We start from the raw sequence: 20,106 nt of genomic DNA, 5'->3' as shown, positions 1-20,106 counted from the left end.
GTAACGCGGATCACACTGGACTTGAAGCGCTGCAGGGCGCGCAGAGTCGAGGCATGACTGATGACATGGTGCTGGTGACGGGGGCGACCGGACAGGTGGGGGGCCACGCGGTGGCCCGGTTGCTCGATGAGGGCTACCGGGTCCGGGTGGCCGCCCGGCGACCCGAGCAGGGCATTGCCGGGCAGGCGGGCGTCGATGACCGGGTCGAGGTGGTCACCGCCGATCTGAGCTCGGACGACAACTGGGACAAGGCGGTGGACGGGGTCCGGTACGTGTGGCATCACGCGTCTCCGTTCCCGCTCACCCCACCGGCGAACGAGGACGAGCTGATCGTCCCGGCCCGCGACGGGGCGCTGCGTGTGCTCGCCGCCGCCCGTACCGCAGGAGTCGAGCGGGTGGTGCTGCCCTCGTCGTACGCGGCGGTGGGCTACACGGTCAAGCCGGACGGCCACTACGACGAGTCGGACTGGACCGATGCGGTGGGCGACATCCCGGCGTACCACCGGTCGAAGGTTGTTGCGGAACGCGCGGCCTGGGAGGACGTGCGCGAACACGGTGGTCCGGAGCTGACCGTGATCAACCCCACCGGCATCTTCGGGCCGCAGCTGGGCCCCCGGGTGTCGGCCTCGACCGGCCTGGTCAGGGCGTTGCTCACCGGCGGCATGCCGGTGGTGCCGCGGATGTACTTCGGCGTGGTGGACGTGCGTGACGTGGTCGACCTGCACCTGCGGGCCATGCTGCATCCGGCCGCGGCGGGCGAGCGTTTCATCGCCGTGAGCGGCGCGGCGACCAGCCTCTACGAGATGGGCCGCGTGCTCGCCCGGCACCTGCCGCGGTTCGCGGACCGGGTGCCGGCCACCGAGTTGACCGACGAGCAGGTGCGCGAGGGCGCCCGCTCCGACCCGGCGCTGCGTGACGCGGCCGTGCTGGGCGGGCAGGTCCCGGTGATCAGCAACGCCAAGGCCCGCCGGGTGCTCGGCTGGCAACCGCGACCGGTCGAGACCGCGATCACCGACACCGCGGACAGCCTGCTCGCGCTGGGTCTGGTCCCGGCCTGAGTCACAGCTCCCGCAGGATCTTCTTGATTCGCTCGACGGCCGCGGTCTCGGCGGCGTGGTCGCCGTCGAGGCGGGCCTGCCACCTGCGGGCCTTCAGGTCGAGGTACTCGTGGCGCAGCCGTAGCCGGGCGATCTCGGCCGCCAACTGCCCGGCGCGCTCGGTGAACAACTCCTGCAGTTCCTCGGCTGCCTCGTCACCGCGGCCGAGGAGTTCGACGTACTCGCGCATGCCGTCCACGGTCATGCCCGAGGACCGTAGACAGGCCAGCGCCATGACCCGGCCGACGGTGCCCTCCTCGTAGCGGCGATGACCGCTGGCCGGGTCGCGGTCCACGACGCCGAGCAGGCCGACTCGCTCGTAGTAGCGCAGCGTCGGCTCGGTGAAACCGGAGCGGCGGGACATCTCCTGAATGGTCAAGGGTCTGCTCACCCGGGCAAATCTAACCGCGCGGCCGTCCTGATCAGGTGGCAGTGAGCGTCTCGGCCAGTCCGACAGCGGTCGACTGCAGCAGCAGTTGGAGCCGGGGTCGGAAGTCGAAGGCGACGTGGCCCCATTCCGGCACCTGCTCGTACAGCGCCGCGAGGGTGGGAGTGGGGTGCGACACCTGCCAGAAGTTGGCGGCGAAGGCGAGGGCGGCCGCCAGCAGCGCCTGGATCTGGTCGACGGTCATGCTGCTCGCCCGGTCCAGGGCGGCCACGATCTCGTCGTAGGCGGCGAAGGCCCTGGTCTTGTACTGCCGGGCGCGCTCGATGTCGACGTCGCCTTCCAGGCTCAGCGTCACGTGGGTCAGCAGGTCGCAGAAGACCGGCAGGGACGCGATGGTGTCGGCCAGCACCAGAGCCACCTCGCGCGGCCCGAGGCCGTCGCTGTCGCGCAGCCTGTCGGTGATCGCGGCGCTCCACTGCTGCCAGCCGCGTTCGGCCAGCTCGAGAAGCAACTCCTCCTTGCTGGCGTAGTAGCGCCGCACCCCCGTGCGGTGCAGGCCGGCTCGTTCGGTGACCGGGGCCAGCGTCACGAACCGGACGCCACCCCGCTCGAGGGCCACCGCTTCGGCGGCCACCAGCAGATCCTCGGAACGGCGCTGTTTGTCATCGATCGAGCGGGCTCGCTGACGCATGACCCCACCATAACGCACCTTGCGCTGCGCTACGTCTTCCGCATAAGCTGACACCACTTAACGCTACACAGCGTGCGTTAAGTGGGGAGGGGATTGCCATGAAGGCTGTACAGGTCACCGAGTTCGGCGAGGCGAAGGTCCTGGCGCTCACGGAGCTGCCGGACCCCGCGCCCGGGCCCGGCGAGGTGGCGATCGACGTGACCCACGCCGCGGTCGGGCTGATCGACGTCTACCTCCGGCAGGGGCGGTACGAAGGCGTGCCCGGTCTGCCGCAGCCCCCGTACGTCCCCGGCCTCGAGGTCGCCGGCACGGTCCGGGCCCTCGGCGAGGGCGTCACCGATCTGCAGGTCGGCGAGAAGGTGGTGACCCTGTCGGCGTCGGCCACCGGCGGCTACGCATCGGTGTACGTCAGCGACCGGGCCAGGGTGCTGTCGACCCAGGCCTACCACCTCGCCCCCGCGCTGGCGGTGGCCGTCGTGCCCAACGCGCTGATGGCCCATGTCGCCCTCACCGGCCCGATCCGGCTGAACCCGGGGGAGCGGGTCCTGGTGCACGGGGCGTTCGGCGCGCTCGCGGCGGCCTTCCCCGGTGTCGCCAGGCAGCTCGGGGCGTCCCGGGTGGTGGGCACTGTCCGCGGTGATCGGGTGGCCACGGCGGCCACCAGCAGGCTGCCGTACGACAAGATCGTCGACTCGGCCACCATGCTGAGCGTCCTCGGCGACGAGAGGTTCGACGTGATCGTCGACCCGGTCGGCGGGCAGGTACGCACCGAGAGCCTGCAACTGCTCGCCCCGGGTGGCCGGCTGCTGCTGGTCGGCAACGCCAGCGACGAGTGGGAGCACGGCGTCAACGGCAACGCGATCTGGCAGGGCAACGTCATCGTGGCCGGCTTCAACGCCGGTGGCTACCTGCCGGCGCACCCGGAAGCCGTCCCCGCCGCTGCGGCCGCCGCCCTGACCGCCGCGTCCTCCGGACTCGCCGACACCGAGATCGAGTTGCTGCCGCTGGCGGAGGCGGCGACCGCCCACCAGCGGCTGCAGGAGCACACGACCCGGGGCCGCGTCGTCCTCGTCCCGTAACACCGCGGCACCCCTCGGCCCCGCACCGCCTCGTCCGAATCGACAGGAGACCATCGTGAGCACCCGCCCCAAGAACAATGTCGCCACCAAACTGGCCGGTCGGCTCGGACAGCGGATGCTGACACTTCCGCCGGCCGTCACCCGCGAGGTCACCGTGGAACGGAACATCCCGATCACGGTCGAGGACGGGGTCACCCTGCTCGCCGACCACTGGGCGCCCGCAGCCTCCGCCGGCATCCCGCTGGAGCAGCTGCCCACCGTGGTGGTGCGGACCGCGTACGGGCCGGGTGGCCCGCTGGGGTGGATGTACGGCCGAGCCATCGCCGAGCGCGGCATGCACGTGCTGATGGTGCGCAGCCGGGGCACGTTCGGTTCCGGTGGCACGTTCCTGGCCATGCGGCACGAGCGGGAGGACGGGCTGGCCACCCTGCGCTGGTTGGCGGACCAGACGTGGGCCAAGGGCGGCGTGGTGCTGGCCGGCTCCAGCTACTTCGGCTACACCCAGTGGGCGGTCGCCGCTGAGGCACCGGTCCAGGTCAAGGCGATGGTTCCGCACATCACGTCGTCGCGGCTGGCGCTGACCCTGCTGCGTCCCGGTCGGTTCGAGCTCGACACGCTTGCCAACTGGGTGTGGAACACCGAGACGCAGGAGCGCCCGCGGGCATTGCTGCGGTCCATGCTGGGCCTGGACCGTAAGCGTGTCGCCGCGGCGATGAACACGCTCCCGTTGACCGGTGTGGACACGGCACTGCTCGGTCACGAGTCACCGTTCTTTCAGGAGACGCTGCGGTACGACCAGAACCACCCGTACTGGAAGGACGAGGACCACAGCGGCGCCGTCGGCGACGTGACCGTGCCGGTCAGCTCGATCACCGGGTGGTACGACATCTTCCTGACCGACCAGCTGCGCGACTTCCAGGCCCTGGCCGCCGCCGGCCGCAACCCCCGGCTGACCGTCGGCCCGTGGTGGCACGCCGCCCCGGTGGGCATGGGCGCCGCGATCGAGCAGGTGGTCGACTGGGGGGCCGCGCTCGCACGGGGCGAGCAACCGGCCGACCGGGCGCCGGTACGGTTGTTCGTGATGGGTGCCGGGCAGTGGCGTGACTTCGACCAGTGGCCACCGGCGGGGTACCCGCAGCAGCGCTGGCACCTGCGCTCCGGCGGCGCGCTGGAGCGGGGGGTGAACCCGGCCTCGCCGCCGAGCACCTTCAGCTACGACCCGAACGACCCGACCCCGTCGGTGGGCGGGCCGAAACTGGACGGTAACGGTCCCGGCCCCAAGGACAACCGGTCGCTGGAGAAGCGGGCGGACGTGCTGACCTTCACCTCACCGGTGCTCGAGTCCGACCTGGAGGTTGTCGGGCAGGTCACGGCGCAGGTGTGGCTGCGCGCCGACCGGCCCAGCCATGACCTGTTCGTCCGGCTGTGCGACGTCGACGAGCGCGGCAAGTCGATCAACGTGTGCGACGACCTGGTCACCGTTCGGCCCGACGGCACGACCGAGGTGACCGTGGAGCTGTCACCCACCGCGTACGTCTTCCGGCGCGGGCACCGCCTGCGCGTTCAGGTGTCCGCCGGGGCGTTTCCCCGGTTCGCCCGCAACCTCGGCGGGGACGAGCCGGTCGCGACCGCCACGACCACCCACGTCACCCACCTCGAGATCCTGCACGATGGCGACCACCCCTCCGCGATCCTGTTGCCGGCGAAGGCCTGAACCCGCTCCTCGGTCGCGGCCCGAAGCGGCGAGGGAGGAGGATGGGGCAGTGGACATCGAGCCGGTCGACCCCGCCCCGAGCCGGGCGTTCTCCCGGGCGAGCCTGCGGCAGTACTGGAAAGACCTCACGTTCGTGCACTGGGCGGTCGCGCCGGAACTCGTCGCACCGCTGCTGCCCTCCGGCACCCGTCCGGACACCCTCGACGGATTGACCCATGTCGGTCTCGTCGGCTTCCAGATGGTCGGGCTGGGCCTCGGCCGGGGGCCGCGGGTGCCGTACTTCGGCACCTTCTGGGAGACCAACGTCCGGCTCTACTCCGTCGACGACGCCGGGCGACGCGCCGTGGTGTTCCGGTCGCTCGACGCGTCCCGGCTGGTACCCGTGCTCGTCGCCCGGGCGAGCCTGCGGTTGCCGTACCTGTGGTCGAAGATGGGGATCGACCGTGACGGCGACATCTGCACGTACCGTTGCCGGCGTCGCTGGCCCGGCCCGGCCGGCGCGGCGAGCCGCATGGTGGTCCGGGTCGGCGACCCGATCGCCGACCCGACCCCGCTGGAACACTTTCTCACCGCCCGCTGGGGGTTGCACACCCGGGCGTACGGACGCACGCTGCACCTGCCGAACTGGCACCCCCGTTGGCCGCTGCACCGGGCCGAGTTGCTGCACCTGGATGACGGACTGGTCGCCGCCGCCGGGCTGCCCGCGCCCGCCGCAGCGCCGGTGAGTGTGCTGTACGCCCCCGGCGTGCCGGTCGTGTTCGGCCTGCCCACCGTCGCGGGCGGGGTAGCGACCTGCACGCCGCCGTAGGCGAGGTGCAGCCCCTCGACGTCGAGCCACCCCGCACGACCACCTCCGCGCGCTCTGACGCCGGCTCCTGTCCCCGTACCGTCGGCTCCGATGTGGCGCCAGTGCCACCGCGTCACACGTTGGGGGTGACACGGCACCACTGTCGGCACGATGTGCCGGCTGGTGGCATGAAGACAAGTGATGCAGGGGAGAGGAAGCGCCGTGAGACCACCAGTCGGAGGTAGAACGTGAAACAACGCCGAATCGTGGGCCGGGGGATGGCTGTCACGGTCGCCGTCGGGCTCGTCGCGACCCTGACCGCGGTGCCCGCCGGGGCGGACGAGCCGGGGGTGCAGGTCCAGTGGGGAGCCTGCCCCGAGCAGGTCGCGGCCGTATCGCCGTCGTTGCAGTGCGCGACGGTGCCGGTTCCGCTGGACTACGGCGACCCGGCCGGTGCCGAGATCGAGATCATGGTGTCGCGGATCGCCAGCCAGAATCCGTCCGAGCGCCGGGGCATCCTGCTGCTCAACCCGGGCGGGCCGGGTGCCTCCGGGCTGACGATGCCGGCGGACATGGTCAGCCTCGGCCTGCCGTCCACCGTGTCGAACAGCTACGACCTGATCGGCGTGGACCCCCGTGGGGTCGGGCAGTCGGCCCCGGTGAGCTGTGCCTTCACCGGCGACCTGGACTACCGTGGCAACGTTCCGCCGTACGCGGTGGACGACGCGGCGGTCGCGGAGCAGGCGACGATCGCGAAGACGGTCGCCGAGCGGTGTGCGGCCAACGACACCGAGGGCCGACTGCGGCACCTGACCACGGCGAACACGGCGCGCGACCTGGACTCGATCCGAGTCGCGCTCGGCGAGGAGAAGGCCAGCTTCTACGGGGCGTCGTACGGGTCGGCGTTGGGTGCCGCGTACGCGTCGATGTTCCCGGAGACCACCGACCGGGTCGTGCTCGACAGCAACGTCGGCGACACCCACCTCAGCCGCGCGGCCCTGCGCCGGTTCGCGCTGGGTATGGAGCAGACGTTCCCCGACTTCGCGGCGTTTGCGGCGGCGCGGCATGGCGCGTACGGCCTGGGCCGCAACCCGGCGCAGGTGACCAGGAACTGGTTCACCCTCGCCGAACGGCTCGACCGGACCCCGGTCGCCGGCGTCGACGGCGCTACCTTCCGGTTCCTCACCTTCACGGCGCTCTACAGCGAGGCGCAGTACGGACTGTTGGCGCAGACCTGGCAGTCGCTGCTGAACTCCGACGAGGCCGCGGTCACCCGGCTCGTGGCCAGGGCCGACAGCCGGTCGGTCCCGCAGCGCACGAACCGGGCCGACGATCCGGTGGAGCTGCTGCCGTGGGACAACAACTGGTCGGCGTTCCTCGCCGTGACCTGCAACGACTCCGACTGGCCGGAGAACGTGGCGCGGTACCAGGCCTCGGTGGCCACGGACCGCGAGAAGTTCCCCATGTTCGGCGCCGCCGGGGCGAACATCGTCCCCTGTGCCTACTGGGCGCACGAGCCGTCCGAGCCGCCGGTGGCGATCAACGACGACGGCCCGCGCAACGTGCTGATCCTGCAGAACCGGCGGGACCCGGCCACCCCGCTGCGTGGGGGGAAGCTGCTCCGGGAGAAGTTCGACGACCGGTCCCGGCTGGTGACCGTCGACGGTAGCGGGCACGGCGTCTACGTCTTCGGTGACAACGCGTGCGCGCTCAACGTCACCACGGCCTACCTGGTCGACGGCACGATGCCGGAGGACAGGTTCTGCGGCCCCGGGACGCGGACGCTCGACGCCGAGGCCGCGCGGCAGCGGACCGAGACCCTCGACCGACTGCATCGCGCACTCTGATCGTCGGTCGTGGACGGGCAGGACGGGGGAGCCGGTGGTGTGTCCGCCACCGACTCCCCCGTGAGGTGAGGTCCTGGGTACGTGATCAAGGGGGATGCTGCGGAGTACGTGGAGGGCGCCGCGGTGGCTGCGGTGGCCGCAGTGACCAGAAAAGACCTTACGTTCGTGCACTATGGGCCCCACAGCGTATCGACCGAGCGGTAGCATCGCGCGTCGGAGCGTACTGATGCGGTGACATAGGGAGCCACGATCCGTCATGTCCTTCGTGCCCCCACTGCCGAAGAGTCGGCACTGGACCTTCACCGCCGTCACCACCGTGGTCGTCACACCGGCGTTGGTGTGGGGCGTCGACCGGTCGTACCGTGCCACGGATCGGTGCCTGCGGGCCAACGGATTGTCGATCGACGATCCCGACGTCGAAGTTCCGGACGCGTGCTCGGACATCAGCGCGCTCCTGGGCCTGCTGGTACTGATCGCTGGTGCCTACGTCGCGGCGACGGCGGTCACCGGGTTGTGTGTGGGGGTGGCGGAGGGACGTCGCCGGCGCGGCTTCGGCCACCGTCGCTGGTTCACGGTGACCGTCGTCGGCGTCACCGCCCCATGGGCACTTGCCAGCTACGCCGCCGGCTACGGCATCGGTCGGCTACTACGACCCCCGGCCGCCGACACCTCATGGACGGAGGGTCGTGACGCCGCGCGTCGTACCCTCGAATTCCTCGCCCGGGGCGGACAGCCCGGCACGGTGCCCACCCCGGGATTCCTCATCGACGAACCGGTTCACCTGGACGCCCGGCTGCAGTACGCGCGGCACTACGGCACGACGGTCACCTACCAGCAGACCTCCGCGCTGGCCTTCGGATCAGCGGCCTTCGTCACCGGCGCCCTGCTCGCCAACGCCATCGGTAACAGCAACGCCCGCTCCCGGGCGGCACGCCTCGCGAGCCCGCAGTGGCGCGACCACGAACTCACCCGGGTCGTGGTCACTCCCACCCGGACCTGGTGCTACTCCTACGGACGCTGGCTGGCGTTCCACCACACCGGCGTCCTGGAATACCACCTCGACCCGCACGGCGTGGTGCTCCTCTTCGCCGACACCGAGCCGCTGCGCCTGACCGGGCCAGCCGCCTGGCTGCACGCGGTCCTCTTCGCGTACTTCCGGTTCGGTGCCTCGGCACTGACCACGGCGACCTTCCTCCTGCCGATCGGTGCCAACCAGTCACCGGCCGCATCTGCCGCGACCTCACCCTCCACCAGCAGGTGACAGCACGGACAACAACGAACAGAGTCGCGGCACCCCCGAGCATGCGACTGCACACCGGCCGGCGCCACCAACACGATCACCCGGAGAGTAGGTCGCAGTCGCAGGTGGAGCCCGCAGGTCGCGATGTCCGATCGGGGGAGCGGGCGGCTCGGGCCGCCTCCGCCAGCAGCGCGCGCAGTCCTTCGGTGAGGCCGGCGGCCCCGGCGACGCGGCGGGGGAACGCCAGCCGTACGTCGGTGTGCCAGTGCGGCGCTTCGGCGCGGAGGACGACACCGTCGGCGTCGAGGGCGATCGGTAGGACGCGCGCCGAACTGGCCCGCAACGTCGGGTCGAGCAGCATCGCGAGCTGGTCGACGAGGTCCCGGTGTCGTCCGGTGAGGTGATGCAGGTGTGCGGCTTCGTCGCCGGCGACGGGGTCGGCCCGCGCGGCGCGGTAGGCGCCGGTGTCCACGGTCCGCTCGTCGTGGTCGCGCGTGAGGCGGATGCGGGTCGGCTCGACGGTCCAGAGCGCTACCGGAGGTAGCGCGAGCAGTGACATGACGGTGTCGCCGTCACACAGGTCCAGACTCGCCGGGTCGAACGGTCGTGCCGTACCCAGAATCCGCAGTCTGGCCCGTACCCGTGACCGCGCCGCGACGGGGACGAGGTGTGTGACGTCGATCTGTGCCGCTCCCGTTCGCCCACGGGCAGCGACCAGGAAACCTCCGGTCCTGCTCATCGCGTCGACGGCGAGGACCACCGTGCCCTCGGGCAGGACGGCGTGTGACCCGGTCAGGTCGACAGCGGCATCAGCGACGGCGAGGCGCAGGGAAGTGGCGGCGGACAGGGCAGAGCGCGCCACGACGGCGGCGTCATGCCCGTCCGCCGCCAACGGGTCGGTGCCGTGAGGCGGGTGTGCCAGGTCTGTCGGCCGCCCGGCGGGGTGGAGCGCCATGTCAGTCCCCTCGGCCATGGAGGTACGGGCCAGTTCGGCCCAGGGGTCTGACAGTAGTAGGTAAGCCTTACCTTGCCAAATCGTCGACGGTCCGGCCGGCCAGGTCAGGCGGGCTGGTAGGTGAGGCAGTCGCTGGCCGTGGCGCTCGGGCCGACGGTGATGGACTCGGCGGTGCAGGCGAGGTTGGTGTTGTGGACGCACTCGGATCGCGCGCACGCGCCTACGGATCCGGTCACCTCGGCGATGCCGCCCTGCACCGACGACTCGACGAAGGTCGCACAGGAGGCGGCCGAGCCCGCCGCGGCTACTGTGATCGCCGGGGCGTGGCAGCCGTTGTCGTTGAAACTGCATGCGGTCGCGGTGCACTCGCGGACAGGCGGTGACTGCAACAAGGTCTTCATGGCGCCTCCATGCTGTCGCGGCGGGTAGATCCGCCGTGCGGGTCGGTCGTTCCTTTCTTGCCTGGGCGAGGGGAGGTGAACCCCTGTGCCCACGGCGTCAAACAATACATTGCCAACGACGTGACGATAGCAAAAAGTGGCGAAAGAGCCGGCACGATGCGCAGCGGTTACTCTTTCGGGGAATCCGAACAAGTAAGCCTAACCTTTGTTAGTGTTGCCTATCTTCCGCAACGCGTGACCGGGTGGCGACTGAAATCGCGAAATTGCGGAATTCGAGGCTTCGCGGCCTGGTTTCGATAGTGGTGGCCGGCGGCGGCGTCAGTTCGGTCCCGTCGACCGGCGCGTCGGCGCTCGTTCGCCCTGGGGTTCGCGGCGGGCGTACTTGGCGCGGAACTTCTCGACGCGGCCGGCGGTGTCGAGCAGGCGTTGTCTGCCGGTCCAGAAGGGGTGGCTGGCGGAGGAGATCTGGACGTCGATGACGGGGTAGGTGTTGCCGTCGGTCCAGTCGATGGTCTGGTCGCTGGTGGCGGTGGAGCGGGTGAGGAAGGCGAAGTCGGCGCCCTTGTCGCGGTAGACGACAGGGCGGTACTCGGGATGGATGCCGGGCTTCATGCGCGCTGCGCTCCTTCGGTGTCGGTGTCGGTGTCGGTGTCGGTCAGCTCCTCCGCCCCGAGGGGGAAGCAGCCGGCGAACGGGTCGGGGTAGCTGCGCCAGGTGTCTTCGCCGTCGGCGAGTTCGGCGTCGGTGAGCAGGCAGCCGGCGAGGGCGCGGTGCAGCTCGACGGGGTCGAGGTCGAGGCCGATGAAGACCAGGTGCTGGTGGCGGTCGCCGTAGTACGGATCCCACTCCAGGGCGGCGGCGAGGCGGCGCTGGTCCTCGACGTGTTCCCAGCGGTCGGCGGGCAGGCTCACCAGCCAGTGCCCCAGGGATCCCATCGTCAGACCACCGCCGGCGAACTCCCAGGCCACCACCGTGTCGGGCTGGCTGGCCAGCCAGAGGTGCCCCCGGGAGCGGATGACCTCGGCGTTGACCTCTTCGAGGACGTCGTGCAGACGCTGCGGGTGGAACGGCCGGCGGGCGCGGAGGACGGCGGAGACGACGCCGCAGTCGGGCTCCGGTTCGTGCGCCCCGAGGGTGTAGCCCTGCAGGCCGCGGGCGAGCGTTCCGGGGGTCCCCGACCGGTGCCGGTGGGTGTGGCGCAGCTGTCGGGTCAACGTGCCGGCATCGACCGGATCGTCGACGCGCAGGTGTGTCGCCCACGGTGCCATCCGCTGCAACAGGACCGCCATCCTGCTGGTGTCGAAGGCGCCGTCGCGGGACTGTCCCCAGAGCACCAGGGTGTCGGCGTACTCGATCTGCCGGACGACGACGTCGGCGAGCGCGCGGTGGTCGTCGTCGGCGGCGTGGATGCCCAGGGTGGTGAGGTCGTCGGTGCTGGCCAGGCCGTCGAGCAGGTGTTCGGCGTCGAGGACGGTCACGTACGAGTCGATCCGGATGAGATCGGTGATCGGGGCGCCGTCGACGAGGCAGTGGGCGCAGGCGGCGGCGACCGCCTCCGGCTCCACCACCTCGGGCAGCATCAACACCAGGTCCTGGCCGGGATGACTGCGGGTGAACCGGACGAGGGTGGGCAGCACGTCCTCGCGCAGGGTGCAGGAGGCGCAGCCGTGCCGCAGCTCGACCTGCTCGTCCTCGATGATGCCGACGCCGCAACGGACCACCCGCCGGACCACACCCTGCCGGATCCCGCTGAGGTCGTGCCGCACCAGCAGCAGCGACGGATCGGCGGCGAGCAACGTGCGGGCGACGGCGAGGGTGGCCGCCGGCCAGAACCCGGACAGCACGGTCAGTGACGGTCGGGTGTCGGCATCGACGGTCACGGCATGGGGCGGGGCCTGAGGTGACGACGACATCGGATTCCTCCCGGGCTACTTGAAAACGATTGTCATTATAGGCACGTGCGAGCGGTCGAAGCGGGCAGGGGTGCCACCGGATCGGCCGGCGCTGCCACCGCCGACGCGCGACGGGGGTCGCGGCCCGGCTGGCCGCCGACCCCCGCGCAGGTGTCCCTGCTGGGCCCCTGGGTGGATCCGGTCGAACGGTTGATGTAAAACTGAAAACGATTGTCGTTATCGTGGCACCTGGGTAAGGAGCGATCACCATGTCCAGACGTTGTGACGTCACCGGGGCGGAGCCGAGCTTCGGCAACGCCGTGTCCCACTCCCATCGGCGCACCCGCCGCCGGTGGAACCCGAACCTGCAGAACCACCGCTACTGGCTGCCGTCGGAACGACGGTGGGTGAGTCTCACCCTGACCGCCAAGGCGCTGAAGACCGTGGACCGCAAGGGCATTGAGAAGGTCGTCGCCGAACTGCGTAACCGGGGGGTGAAGATCTGATGGCCCGCCAGACCGATGTGCGGCCGATCGTGCGGCTGCGCAGCACCGCCGGCACCGGCTACACGTACGTGACCCGCAAGAACCGCCGCAACGACCCGGACCGGCTGGTGCTGCGCAAGTACGACCCGATCGTGCGTCGGCACGTCGAGTTCAAGGAGGCCCGCTGATGGCCAAGAAGAGTCTGGTCAACCGGCAGGCGCGCCGCGAGGAACTGGTGGCCCGGCACGCCGGGGCGCGGGTGGAGCTGAAGCGGGTGGTCGCCCACCCCGACACCGACCCGGACGTACGCGCCGAGGCGGTCCGCCGGCTCAGCCGGCTACCGCGCGACTCCAGCCCGGTGCGGCTGCGCTCACGCGACCAGACCGACGGCCGCCCACGCGGGATGCTGACCCGCTTCGGGCTGTCCCGGGTGCGGTTCCGCGAACTGGCCCTGCGCGGCGACATGCCCGGAGTGCGCAAGGCGTCCTGGTGATCGCACCGCAGGCGCCAACGCCCGTGGGCGCGCGGGGCGAAAGGGGAGATTGAGAGCGGCAGGGAGGGGTTCGCGGTCTCGCGGGCCTGATGGCCGCCGGGGCGGTGGTGGTCGCCGGCACGGTGCAGGCGCCGACCGCCGCGCCGGCGGCTGCGAAGGTGGTGTTCTCCAAGGGACACCCCGACGCGGTCGACGTGCACTACGAGGCTGATTGGTGCCGGTGGTAGCGGCGGCGGTCAGCGACGTGCGACGTTGCTCTCTGTTCATCTAACCCCCGAAACCGAGTTGACGGGTTGCAGGAGACGGTGACATGCTCTAACTACCAAAAACAATCAAGGGGGTTATGGCGATGGTCCACCATCGGTTCGCGACAGTCGACGGGCACCGGCTCTTCTACCGTGAGGCCGGCGAGGCGTCCAAGCCCACGATCGTGCTCCTGCACGGCTACCCGACCAGTTCGTTCATGTTCCGCGAGCTGATCCCACGGCTGGCCGGGGACTTCCACGTGATCGCGCCCGACCACCTCGGCTTCGGGCTCTCCGACGCCCCCTCGGTGGAGCAGTTCACCTACACCTTCGACGCGCTCGCCGACCTCACAAACAGGCTGCTGGCCCAGCTGAGGGTGGAGCGGTACGCGATCTACGTGCAGGACTACGGTGCCCCGATCGGCTGGCGGCTGGCCCTGAACAACCCCTCGGCCATCACCGGAATCGTCACCCAGAACGGCAACGGCTACGAGGCCGGGTTCGTGCCGTCGTTCTGGGACGGCGTCTGGGAGTTCCACCGCGACCGCAACGAGAAGACCGAGGCCGGGATGAGCCATGCGATGTCGCTCGAGGCGATCCGCTGGCAGTACGTGCACGGTGTGGCCGACCCGACGCTGGTCGACCCGACCGTGTGGTGGCACGACTTCGCCCTGGTGTCACGGCCGGGCAACGACGCCGTGCAGCTCGACCTGTTCTACGACTATGCGAGCAACCTGCCGCTCTATCCCAAGCTGCACGAGTACTTCCGCGCCCACCAGCCGCCGCTGCTGGCCGTCTGGGGTGAGGGCGACGAGATCTTCGGCCCGGCCGGCGCCCGCGCGTTCGCCGACGACCTCCCGGACGCGAAGATCCACCTGGTGCCGGGCGGCGGGCACTTCCTGCTCGAGACCAACCTCGACGAGGTGTCCCGGCTGATCCGGGAGTTCCTGGCCGGGCTGCCTCGACGCTGACCCGGTCGAGGCCGGACGAACACGGGGAGGCGGTCAGCCTCGTCGGGTTCGTTGGTAATGGCGGCGGGCTTTCAGCTTGTTGCCGCAGGTGGCCATGGAACACCATCGGGCGCTGTTGGACTTGCTGCGGTCCAGCAGGAACAGCGCGCACTCGTGGTTGGCGCACGGGCGGAGCCGATCGGGGCGGGTGCGCTGTAACTCGTCCCAGGCGGTGATGGCCCGCAGCAGGATGCTCTGAGCGCCGTGGGCGTCGGTCGTCCAGAGCAGGTGGCCGTCCTCGTCGATGGACGGGTGTGACGTCACGCCGTGCAGCAGCGGCGCCAGAGCCGTGGGTGGCTCGTTCCCGCGGACGACGGCTTGCAGGAGGTCGCGACCGGCCCGCAGGACTGCCGGGTCGTCGACGTCGAGGTCGAGGATGTCGGTGCGGGTGCCATCGATCACGGGCGTGCTGTTGAGCAGGGTAAGAAGTAGTTCCTCGTCCATGTAACCTCCGAACCTCGCTAGACAGGTTATCCGACCGGGTGCCACGGCTCTGGCCCATGATGAGGACAACGAGGCCGAGATGGGCCAGACGATGATGCTGCACCTCGACCACGTCGGGTGCGACGGTGCATGTGGTTCCTGCGGCTGCCTGCAGCCCTACGCCCGGGCCGACAGCGGCGAACCCGAAACTCTGGCCGCCCGGGACTGCCAGGTGGTGACCTCGGTCGGGGTCAGGGCGCGGGCGAAGACCGCCACCCGGTCGACCCCTCCGGTCAACCGCTGTCCGCCGTCCTGGTCGGCGGCGAAGCTGGCCTCCCGGAGGAAGCCCAGCGAGGTGGGGGCGGTACGCAGGTAGGTCTCACCGTCGAGGGTGAGCCCGTCCCAGGTCGGCGCGCTCTTGTCGTACGTGGGGGGTGCCGACGATCGTCGCGTCCCGGTCGTGGGGGGACGAGTCCTCGACGGTGGAGCCGGACCGGGGATCCCAGGCGAGGACGGGAGCTGCGGGAGCGGGTACCGCACACGGCGCGGCTGTCTCCACCGTCAGCCGGCCGAAGGACTCCACCCGCCAGTCGTCCCCGGTCAGCGCGACCCGTACCGCCTGGAGCTTCTCGGCACCGAGGACGGGCGTGACCTGGAACGTGTAGGTCCGGGACCGTCCGGGTCGGATCGGTCGCACGTCGGTGGCGGTGGGTTCGTAGGTCCAGCCACCGGGCAGGTGCGGCGTCAGCGTGCCGGCCGGCAGCGTCGTGGCCTTGGCCGAGACGGTCACCTCGAGCGGGAACGGCTTGCCCGGCGCTGCGGTGGCCGGCATCCGCATCGCCACCTGGGCGAGTGACTCCGCCACGTACCGGTGGCCGGCGACCCCGGTGAAGCGGATCTCCTGCCCGTCGCGGGCGACGTCGACCCGGCGGCCGGTGGTGGCGTCGGTGACCTGGAAGCGGCCGCCGAACAGGGCGCTGCGCACCCGGAGCGGTCCGGTGCGGCCGGGATCCAGGGTGATCCGGGTCGCGGTGCGACCGCTCCACTCGGTGCCGACCGTGACGTCGCCGCGGGCCCGCAGGCCGCTGACCGAGCCGTCGGCCCAGACGTCGGGGAGCGCGGGCAGCACGTCGATGACGCCCGTCTGGCTCTGCAGCAGCATCTCCGCCACGCCGGCGGTGGCCCCGAAGTTGCCGTCGATCTGGAACGGCGGGTGGTTGTCCCAGAGGTTGTCGAGGGTGCTGGTCTTGAGTAGCTCGGAGAGCATCTTGTGGGAGTGGTTGCCGTCGAGCAGCCGGGCCCAGAAGTTGATCTTCCACGCCTTGCTCCAGCCGGTGCCGCCGTCACCGCGCGCGGTCAACGAGACCTTCGCCGCCTCCGCGTACCCGGGCGTGGTCAGCGGGGAGATCTGCCGGCCGGGGAAGAGGCCGAACAGGTGCGACACGTGCCGGTGCGTGTCGTCTCTGCTGTCCCAGTCCTCCTTCCACTCCTGCAACTGCCCCCACGAGCCGATCCGGGTCCCCGGGTCGAGCGTGGCCAGCGTGGCCGCGACCTGCGCGCGGAACTCGGCGTCGCCGTCACCGACCTCCCCGGCCGCCTCCGACACGTTGGTCAACAGGTCCCACACGACCTGCTGGGACATCGCCGCGCCGGCGGAGAAGTCCCCGTGCTCGGGCGAGTAGCTGGGGGTCACCACGAGCTTGCCGTCGCGTGGGTCGACGACCAGCTCGTCGAGCCAGAACTGCGTCAGCTCCTTCATCAGCGGGTACGCCCGCTCGCGCAGGAACCTGTCGTCGCGGGTGAACCGGTAGTGCTCGTAGTAGTGCTGTGCCAGCCACGCTCCCGCCTCCGGCATCCAGAAGGCGGAGGGGTAGTTGTGCACACCGGTGAAACCGAACGGGTTCGTCTCGTTGTGCACCACCCAGCCGCGGTTGTCGTGGATCTTCTTCGCGGTGACCCGGCCGGGCTCGACCATGCCGTCGACGTAGTCGAAGAGCGGCAGGGCCGTCTCGGAGAGGTTCGTCGTCTCGGCGGGCCAGTAGTTCATCTGGAAGTTGATGTTCACGTGGTAGTCCGCGGACCACGGCGGGCTGGTCGAGTTGTTCCAGACCCCCTGCAGGTTCGCCGGCAGCGAGCCGGTCCGTGAGGACGAGACGAGCAGGTATCGGCCGTACTGGAAGAAGAGCACTTCGAGGGCCCTGCTGGCCGCCGGGTCCGTCTGTCCCCTGCGGTAGCTGGTCAGTAGCTCGTCGGTGGGAATGGCCGGCATCCGCTGGCCGACGTCCAGCCTGAGACGCTGGAACAGCCGCTGGTAGTCGCGCACGTGTGCGGCCCGCAACGCCTGGTGCGGCTTGGCCGCCGCCGTGTCGACCCGCCGGGTCACGGCCGCGTGCGGGTCGTCGCCCCGGTAGGTCGGGTAGTCGTCGGCGTAGTCGGTGCCGGCGGCGAGGAGCAGCGTGACGGAGTCCGCTCCCTCGACGGTGACGGTGCCGTCGCTGTTGTCCACCCGGGTGCCACCGGTGTTGATCACCTGCAGCTGCGACTCGAAACGCATGCCGTTGTCGTTGAGCCGGCCGCTGAGCGTGATCCGCCCGTTGGCGGCGGTGAGGTTCCGTGACCGGTTGGACGCCGTGGTGATCGACGCCGTGAACCCGATCCTGCCGGGCCGGTCCGCCGTGAGCCGGGCGACCAGGACATTGTCGGGGGCGGAGGTGAAGTACTCGCGGGTGTACCGGACCCCGTCGGCGGTGTACGAGACGCCGGCGGTGGCGTCGGAGATGTCGAGCTGCCGGCGGTAGTCGGTGTAGTTGGCCGGCGGACGCAGGAACGACAGGCGTACGTCGCCGAAGGTCTGGTAGGCGCCGAACCCGCTCTTGGGCTGGCCGAGCTTGCCTGCCACCCAGGAGGGGTCCACGCGTTTGTCGGTCGCGATCCGTTGTTGGACCTCGTCGAGCGCCCCCGGCCGGGCAGTGGTCCAGTCCCCGAAGTTGTAGCCGGGCGAACCGGGGCCACCGGTCCACAGTGACTTCTCGTTGAACTGGAGCTGTTCGGTCTCGACCCCGCCGAAGACCGAGGCCCCGAGGGCTCCGTTGCCGATGGGCAGGGACTGTGACTCCCAGTCGGTGGCGGGCCTGTCGTACCAGAGGGTCGTACCGTTCGGGGGCGGTGCGGGCTGCTGCGCCGCCGCCGTCGCGGGTCCGGCGAGGGGACCGGGCAGCCCGAGGGCCGCGACGGTCACTGCGGTGGCCAGCGCCGTGCTGCGGCGACGGTCCGGTGCGGTCGCTGCGGCGGGCCGCCCGGGTGCCGGGGGCACGCCCGTGGGGCGGGAGGCGTTCTCCCTGCGAAGATCGGCATGGCAACCCCTTGGTCGTCCATTCATCGGATGTGTTTCGCGGACGTTACCGCCGGTTTCGCCCCAGGGCAAGGTTTCGCACTGACAAACTCCAATGTCCGGTCGGCCGTGATCTCGGGGATTTTGCGGGGGGAACGCCGTTCGCTGCGAGGTCAGGACAGCGATCCGCAGTCCCGGTCGCACCTTCCGCCCGGACATCATGATGGACCGAGGTAGGATCCGAAAGATCGGATGTTCGTGAGGGAGGCAAGGGTGCCCGTCACCGACGAGGCGATCGAGAAGATCAAGGCGATGATCGTCCAGGGCGAGCTCATGCCGGGATCGCGCCTTCCTCGCGAGGTCGACCTGGCCGAGCGGCTCGGGTTGTCCCGCAACTCGTTGCGGGAGGCGGTCAAGGCGCTGTCACTGATCCGGGTGCTGGACGTACGCCAGGGTGACGGCACCTACGTGACCAGCCTGGAGCCGGCCCTGTTGCTGGACGCGATCGGGTTCGTGGTCGACTTCCACCAGGACGACACGGTGTTGCAGTTCCTCGAGGTGCGTCGGGTCCTGGAGCCTGCGGCAACGGAGTTGGCCGCGACCAGGATGACGGACGCGGACATCGCCGGGCTGCGGGCGATCCTCGTCGAGTTGGGTGAGTCGCCGAGCGTGGAGGCGCTGGTGGCCAACGATCTCCGGTTCCACCACCACATCGCGGCCGGCTCGGGGAACAAGGTCCTGTGTTCCCTGATCGACAGCCTGTCCGGGCCGACGACCAGGGCGCGGGTCTGGCGCGGCCTGACCCAGGAGGGTGCGGTACGCCGTACGCGGGAGCAGCACGAGGCGATCTGCGAGGCGATCGAGGCGCGTCAACCCGAAGCGGCACGGGCCTGGGCCACGGTGCACGTCGCCGGCGTCGAGCAGTGGCTCCGCAACGCCCTCGGCGAGCCGGAGTAGGCCCTTCCTCGACTGGGGGAGAGCCCCGGCAGGGTCGGGGCGTCGTCTATCCGGCGACTAACTACCGACCATCCCGTTGGGCCGATGTCATCCGACCTTTGTGCATCCTATCGAGGACTGCCTATTGCAAGATGTGCGTCACTCCACTATACAACTCGGTGACAGATCCGATGTTTTGCCGGAGGGTGTGGAGTGAAGCTGCTTCGAGTGGGGGAGGCCGGTCAGGAGCGTCCCGCGGCACTGGACGCGCGGGGACGCCTCGTGGACCTCTCCGGCCTGGTGGCCGAGATCGACGGAGGCTTCCTCGCCGGAGCGGGCATCCAGGCCGCGCGTGCCGCGGTCGCGGGCGGTGAGCTGCCCCTGGTCGCGGACACCTCGCTGCGGATCGGCGCCCCGATCGCCCGTCCCGGCAAGATCGTGTGCGTCGGCCTGAACTACTCCGACCACGCGGCAGAGACCGGCGCGCAGCTGCCGGCCGAGCCGATCCTGTTCATGAAGGCACCGAACACGGTGGTCGGCCCGAACGACCAGGTGCTGATCCCCCGGGGCAGCGTCAAGACCGACTGGGAGGTCGAACTCGCGGTCGTCATCGGCCGCACCGCCCGCTACGTGGACAGCCCCGCGCAGGCCATGGCCTGCGTCGCCGGGTACGCGGTCTCCAACGACCTCTCCGAGCGGGAGTTCCAGCTCGAACGCGGCGGCCAGTGGGACAAGGGCAAGTCCTGCGAGACGTTCAACCCGCTGGGCCCGTGGCTGGTCACCGCCGACGAGGTGCCCGATCCGCAGCAACTGGGTCTGCGGCTCACCGTCAACGGACACCGCCGCCAGGACGGGCACACCAGGAACATGGTCTTCGGTGTCGCCGAGGTCGTCCGGTACGTCAGCCAGTTCATGGTCCTGGAGCCGGGAGACGTCATCAACACCGGCACCCCGGCCGGCGTGGCCCTGGGCATGCCCGAGCCGAAGCCCTACCTGCGGGCCGGAGACGTCATCGAGGTCGAGATCGACGGCCTCGGCAGGCAGCGCCAGACCGTGGGCGCCGCCTGATGACCGACTACGCCTACCCGGGCG

At 70.5% G+C, this 20,106-nt stretch carries 22 protein-coding genes; 14 read left to right on the top strand and 8 right to left on the bottom strand.

The genetic code is table 11. From position 1 onward, the window contains the following. The first annotated feature begins 53 nt into the window (after window positions 1–53). Window positions 54–1,058, top strand: coding sequence for an NAD-dependent epimerase/dehydratase family protein (locus GA0070617_RS18720; protein ID WP_091439979.1), 1,005 nt, complete (start codon window positions 54–56; stop codon window positions 1,056–1,058). A gap of 1 nt (window position 1,059) precedes the next feature. Here the strand turns inward: GA0070617_RS18720 and GA0070617_RS18715 are convergent, their stop codons facing one another. Next, window positions 1,060–1,488 carry a MerR family transcriptional regulator gene (locus GA0070617_RS18715; RefSeq protein ID WP_229688596.1) on the bottom strand — a complete coding sequence of 143 codons (429 nt, stop codon included), beginning with the start codon at window positions 1,486–1,488 and terminating at the stop codon, window positions 1,060–1,062. A gap of 31 nt (window positions 1,489–1,519) precedes the next feature. Further along, a complete protein-coding gene (locus tag GA0070617_RS18710) occupies window positions 1,520–2,176 on the bottom strand; it encodes a TetR/AcrR family transcriptional regulator (protein WP_175440579.1) in 657 nt (218 codons plus the stop codon). Window positions 2,177–2,274: 98 nt separating this feature from the next. Between GA0070617_RS18710 and GA0070617_RS18705 the strand changes: the two genes are divergently transcribed. The 5 genes from GA0070617_RS18705 to GA0070617_RS18685 all read left to right on the top strand — a co-directional run bounded on the left by GA0070617_RS18705 (window position 2,275) and on the right by GA0070617_RS18685 (window position 8,864). Next, window positions 2,275–3,255 carry a quinone oxidoreductase family protein gene (locus GA0070617_RS18705; protein WP_091439970.1) on the top strand — a complete coding sequence of 327 codons (981 nt, stop codon included), beginning with the start codon at window positions 2,275–2,277 and terminating at the stop codon, window positions 3,253–3,255. A 55-nt stretch (window positions 3,256–3,310) separates the two neighbouring features. Further along, a complete protein-coding gene (locus tag GA0070617_RS18700) occupies window positions 3,311–4,969 on the top strand; it encodes a CocE/NonD family hydrolase (protein ID WP_217628845.1) in 1,659 nt (552 codons plus the stop codon). A gap of 49 nt (window positions 4,970–5,018) precedes the next feature. Beyond that, window positions 5,019–5,777, top strand: coding sequence for a YqjF family protein (locus tag GA0070617_RS18695; RefSeq protein WP_091439968.1), 759 nt, complete (start codon window positions 5,019–5,021; stop codon window positions 5,775–5,777). Between the two features lie 227 nt (window positions 5,778–6,004). Then, window positions 6,005–7,603, top strand: coding sequence for an alpha/beta hydrolase (locus GA0070617_RS18690; RefSeq protein WP_217628844.1), 1,599 nt, complete (start codon window positions 6,005–6,007; stop codon window positions 7,601–7,603). Between the two features lie 256 nt (window positions 7,604–7,859). Next, a complete protein-coding gene (locus GA0070617_RS18685; protein ID WP_091439962.1) occupies window positions 7,860–8,864 on the top strand; it encodes a hypothetical protein in 1,005 nt (334 codons plus the stop codon). 76 nt (window positions 8,865–8,940) lie between these two features. Here GA0070617_RS18685 and GA0070617_RS18680 read toward each other — a convergent pair whose 3' ends face one another. The 4 genes from GA0070617_RS18680 to GA0070617_RS18665 all read right to left on the bottom strand — a co-directional run bounded on the left by GA0070617_RS18680 (window position 8,941) and on the right by GA0070617_RS18665 (window position 12,112). Beyond that, window positions 8,941–9,798 (bottom strand): DUF2470 domain-containing protein, encoded by an 858-nt coding sequence (locus GA0070617_RS18680; protein WP_229688597.1) that lies wholly within the window; start codon window positions 9,796–9,798, stop codon window positions 8,941–8,943. 104 nt (window positions 9,799–9,902) lie between these two features. Beyond that, window positions 9,903–10,199, bottom strand: coding sequence for a DUF1540 domain-containing protein (locus GA0070617_RS18675; RefSeq protein WP_091439959.1), 297 nt, complete (start codon window positions 10,197–10,199; stop codon window positions 9,903–9,905). Window positions 10,200–10,517: 318 nt separating this feature from the next. Next, a complete protein-coding gene (locus tag GA0070617_RS18670; RefSeq protein WP_091439956.1) occupies window positions 10,518–10,811 on the bottom strand; it encodes a type B 50S ribosomal protein L31 in 294 nt (97 codons plus the stop codon). Then, window positions 10,808–12,112: a CobW family GTP-binding protein gene (locus GA0070617_RS18665; protein WP_091439953.1), complete on the bottom strand. Its 1,305-nt coding sequence runs from the start codon at window positions 12,110–12,112 to the stop codon at window positions 10,808–10,810. The genes GA0070617_RS18670 and GA0070617_RS18665 overlap by 4 nt, the downstream gene beginning before the upstream one ends. Before the next feature lie 248 nt (window positions 12,113–12,360). On the opposite strand from GA0070617_RS18665, the gene rpmB reads away from it, so the two are divergent. The 5 genes from rpmB (at window position 12,361) to GA0070617_RS18645 (ending at window position 14,285) form a co-directional block, all read left to right on the top strand. Then, window positions 12,361–12,597, top strand: a complete 237-nt coding sequence (gene rpmB / locus GA0070617_RS18660; protein ID WP_091439948.1) for a 50S ribosomal protein L28 — start codon at window positions 12,361–12,363, stop codon at window positions 12,595–12,597. Continuing rightward, window positions 12,597–12,764 carry a 50S ribosomal protein L33 gene (gene rpmG / locus GA0070617_RS18655; protein WP_091439946.1) on the top strand — a complete coding sequence of 56 codons (168 nt, stop codon included), beginning with the start codon at window positions 12,597–12,599 and terminating at the stop codon, window positions 12,762–12,764. Before rpmB ends, rpmG begins: the two co-directional genes overlap by 1 nt. Next, the gene (gene rpsN / locus GA0070617_RS18650; RefSeq protein WP_091439943.1) at window positions 12,764–13,069 is read left to right on the top strand and encodes a 30S ribosomal protein S14; all 306 of its coding nucleotides are present in this window, start codon (window positions 12,764–12,766) and stop codon (window positions 13,067–13,069) included. Before rpmG ends, rpsN begins: the two co-directional genes overlap by 1 nt. A gap of 89 nt (window positions 13,070–13,158) precedes the next feature. Then, window positions 13,159–13,296 carry a hypothetical protein gene (locus GA0070617_RS30675; protein ID WP_175440383.1) on the top strand — a complete coding sequence of 46 codons (138 nt, stop codon included), beginning with the start codon at window positions 13,159–13,161 and terminating at the stop codon, window positions 13,294–13,296. A gap of 122 nt (window positions 13,297–13,418) precedes the next feature. Then, on the top strand, window positions 13,419–14,285 hold the full coding sequence (locus GA0070617_RS18645; protein ID WP_229688598.1) for an alpha/beta fold hydrolase: 867 nt from the start codon (window positions 13,419–13,421) through the stop codon (window positions 14,283–14,285). A 33-nt stretch (window positions 14,286–14,318) separates the two neighbouring features. Here GA0070617_RS18645 and GA0070617_RS18640 read toward each other — a convergent pair whose 3' ends face one another. Next, the gene (locus GA0070617_RS18640) at window positions 14,319–14,768 is read right to left on the bottom strand and encodes a CGNR zinc finger domain-containing protein (RefSeq protein WP_091439935.1); all 450 of its coding nucleotides are present in this window, start codon (window positions 14,766–14,768) and stop codon (window positions 14,319–14,321) included. A gap of 79 nt (window positions 14,769–14,847) precedes the next feature. On the opposite strand from GA0070617_RS18640, the gene GA0070617_RS18635 reads away from it, so the two are divergent. Beyond that, window positions 14,848–15,123 (top strand): hypothetical protein, encoded by a 276-nt coding sequence (locus GA0070617_RS18635; protein WP_091439931.1) that lies wholly within the window; start codon window positions 14,848–14,850, stop codon window positions 15,121–15,123. Window positions 15,124–15,126: 3 nt separating this feature from the next. Here GA0070617_RS18635 and GA0070617_RS18630 read toward each other — a convergent pair whose 3' ends face one another. Then, a complete protein-coding gene (locus GA0070617_RS18630; RefSeq protein ID WP_229688599.1) occupies window positions 15,127–18,060 on the bottom strand; it encodes a glycosyl hydrolase family 95 catalytic domain-containing protein in 2,934 nt (977 codons plus the stop codon). A gap of 291 nt (window positions 18,061–18,351) precedes the next feature. On the opposite strand from GA0070617_RS18630, the gene GA0070617_RS18625 reads away from it, so the two are divergent. Beyond that, the gene (locus GA0070617_RS18625) at window positions 18,352–19,035 is read left to right on the top strand and encodes a FadR/GntR family transcriptional regulator (protein ID WP_091439923.1); all 684 of its coding nucleotides are present in this window, start codon (window positions 18,352–18,354) and stop codon (window positions 19,033–19,035) included. Between the two features lie 192 nt (window positions 19,036–19,227). After that, the gene (locus GA0070617_RS18620; RefSeq protein ID WP_091439918.1) at window positions 19,228–20,082 is read left to right on the top strand and encodes a fumarylacetoacetate hydrolase family protein; all 855 of its coding nucleotides are present in this window, start codon (window positions 19,228–19,230) and stop codon (window positions 20,080–20,082) included. Window positions 20,083–20,106: the final 24 nt, after the last annotated feature.

The sequence above is a fragment of the Micromonospora yangpuensis genome, assembly GCF_900091615.1.
GTDB lineage: Bacteria > Actinomycetota > Actinomycetes > Mycobacteriales > Micromonosporaceae > Micromonospora > Micromonospora yangpuensis.
The sequence above is the reverse complement of the archived record's forward strand: the minus strand, read 5'-3'. Positions and strand labels throughout refer to the sequence as shown.

Bases quoted from the DNA above. Each gene is read 5' to 3' on its own strand.
- GA0070617_RS18720 (WP_091439979.1), top strand. From the start codon at position 54: ATGACTGATGACATGGTGCTGGTGACGGGGGCGACCGGACAGGTGGGG.
- GA0070617_RS18710 (WP_175440579.1), bottom strand. From the start codon at position 2,176: ATGCGTCAGCGAGCCCGCTCGATCGATGACAAACAGCGCCGTTCCGAG.
- GA0070617_RS18705 (WP_091439970.1), top strand. From the start codon at position 2,275: ATGAAGGCTGTACAGGTCACCGAGTTCGGCGAGGCGAAGGTCCTGGCG.
- GA0070617_RS18685 (WP_091439962.1), top strand. From the start codon at position 7,860: ATGTCCTTCGTGCCCCCACTGCCGAAGAGTCGGCACTGGACCTTCACC.
- GA0070617_RS18680 (WP_229688597.1), bottom strand. From the start codon at position 9,798: ATGGCGCTCCACCCCGCCGGGCGGCCGACAGACCTGGCACACCCGCCT.
- GA0070617_RS18675 (WP_091439959.1), bottom strand. From the start codon at position 10,199: ATGAAGACCTTGTTGCAGTCACCGCCTGTCCGCGAGTGCACCGCGACC.
- GA0070617_RS18670 (WP_091439956.1), bottom strand. From the start codon at position 10,811: ATGAAGCCCGGCATCCATCCCGAGTACCGCCCTGTCGTCTACCGCGAC.
- GA0070617_RS18665 (WP_091439953.1), bottom strand. From the start codon at position 12,112: ATGTCGTCGTCACCTCAGGCCCCGCCCCATGCCGTGACCGTCGATGCC.
- rpmB (WP_091439948.1), top strand. From the start codon at position 12,361: ATGTCCAGACGTTGTGACGTCACCGGGGCGGAGCCGAGCTTCGGCAAC.
- rpmG (WP_091439946.1), top strand. From the start codon at position 12,597: ATGGCCCGCCAGACCGATGTGCGGCCGATCGTGCGGCTGCGCAGCACC.
- rpsN (WP_091439943.1), top strand. From the start codon at position 12,764: ATGGCCAAGAAGAGTCTGGTCAACCGGCAGGCGCGCCGCGAGGAACTG.
- GA0070617_RS30675 (WP_175440383.1), top strand. From the start codon at position 13,159: ATGGCCGCCGGGGCGGTGGTGGTCGCCGGCACGGTGCAGGCGCCGACC.
- GA0070617_RS18645 (WP_229688598.1), top strand. From the start codon at position 13,419: ATGGTCCACCATCGGTTCGCGACAGTCGACGGGCACCGGCTCTTCTAC.
- GA0070617_RS18640 (WP_091439935.1), bottom strand. From the start codon at position 14,768: ATGGACGAGGAACTACTTCTTACCCTGCTCAACAGCACGCCCGTGATC.
- GA0070617_RS18635 (WP_091439931.1), top strand. From the start codon at position 14,848: ATGGGCCAGACGATGATGCTGCACCTCGACCACGTCGGGTGCGACGGT.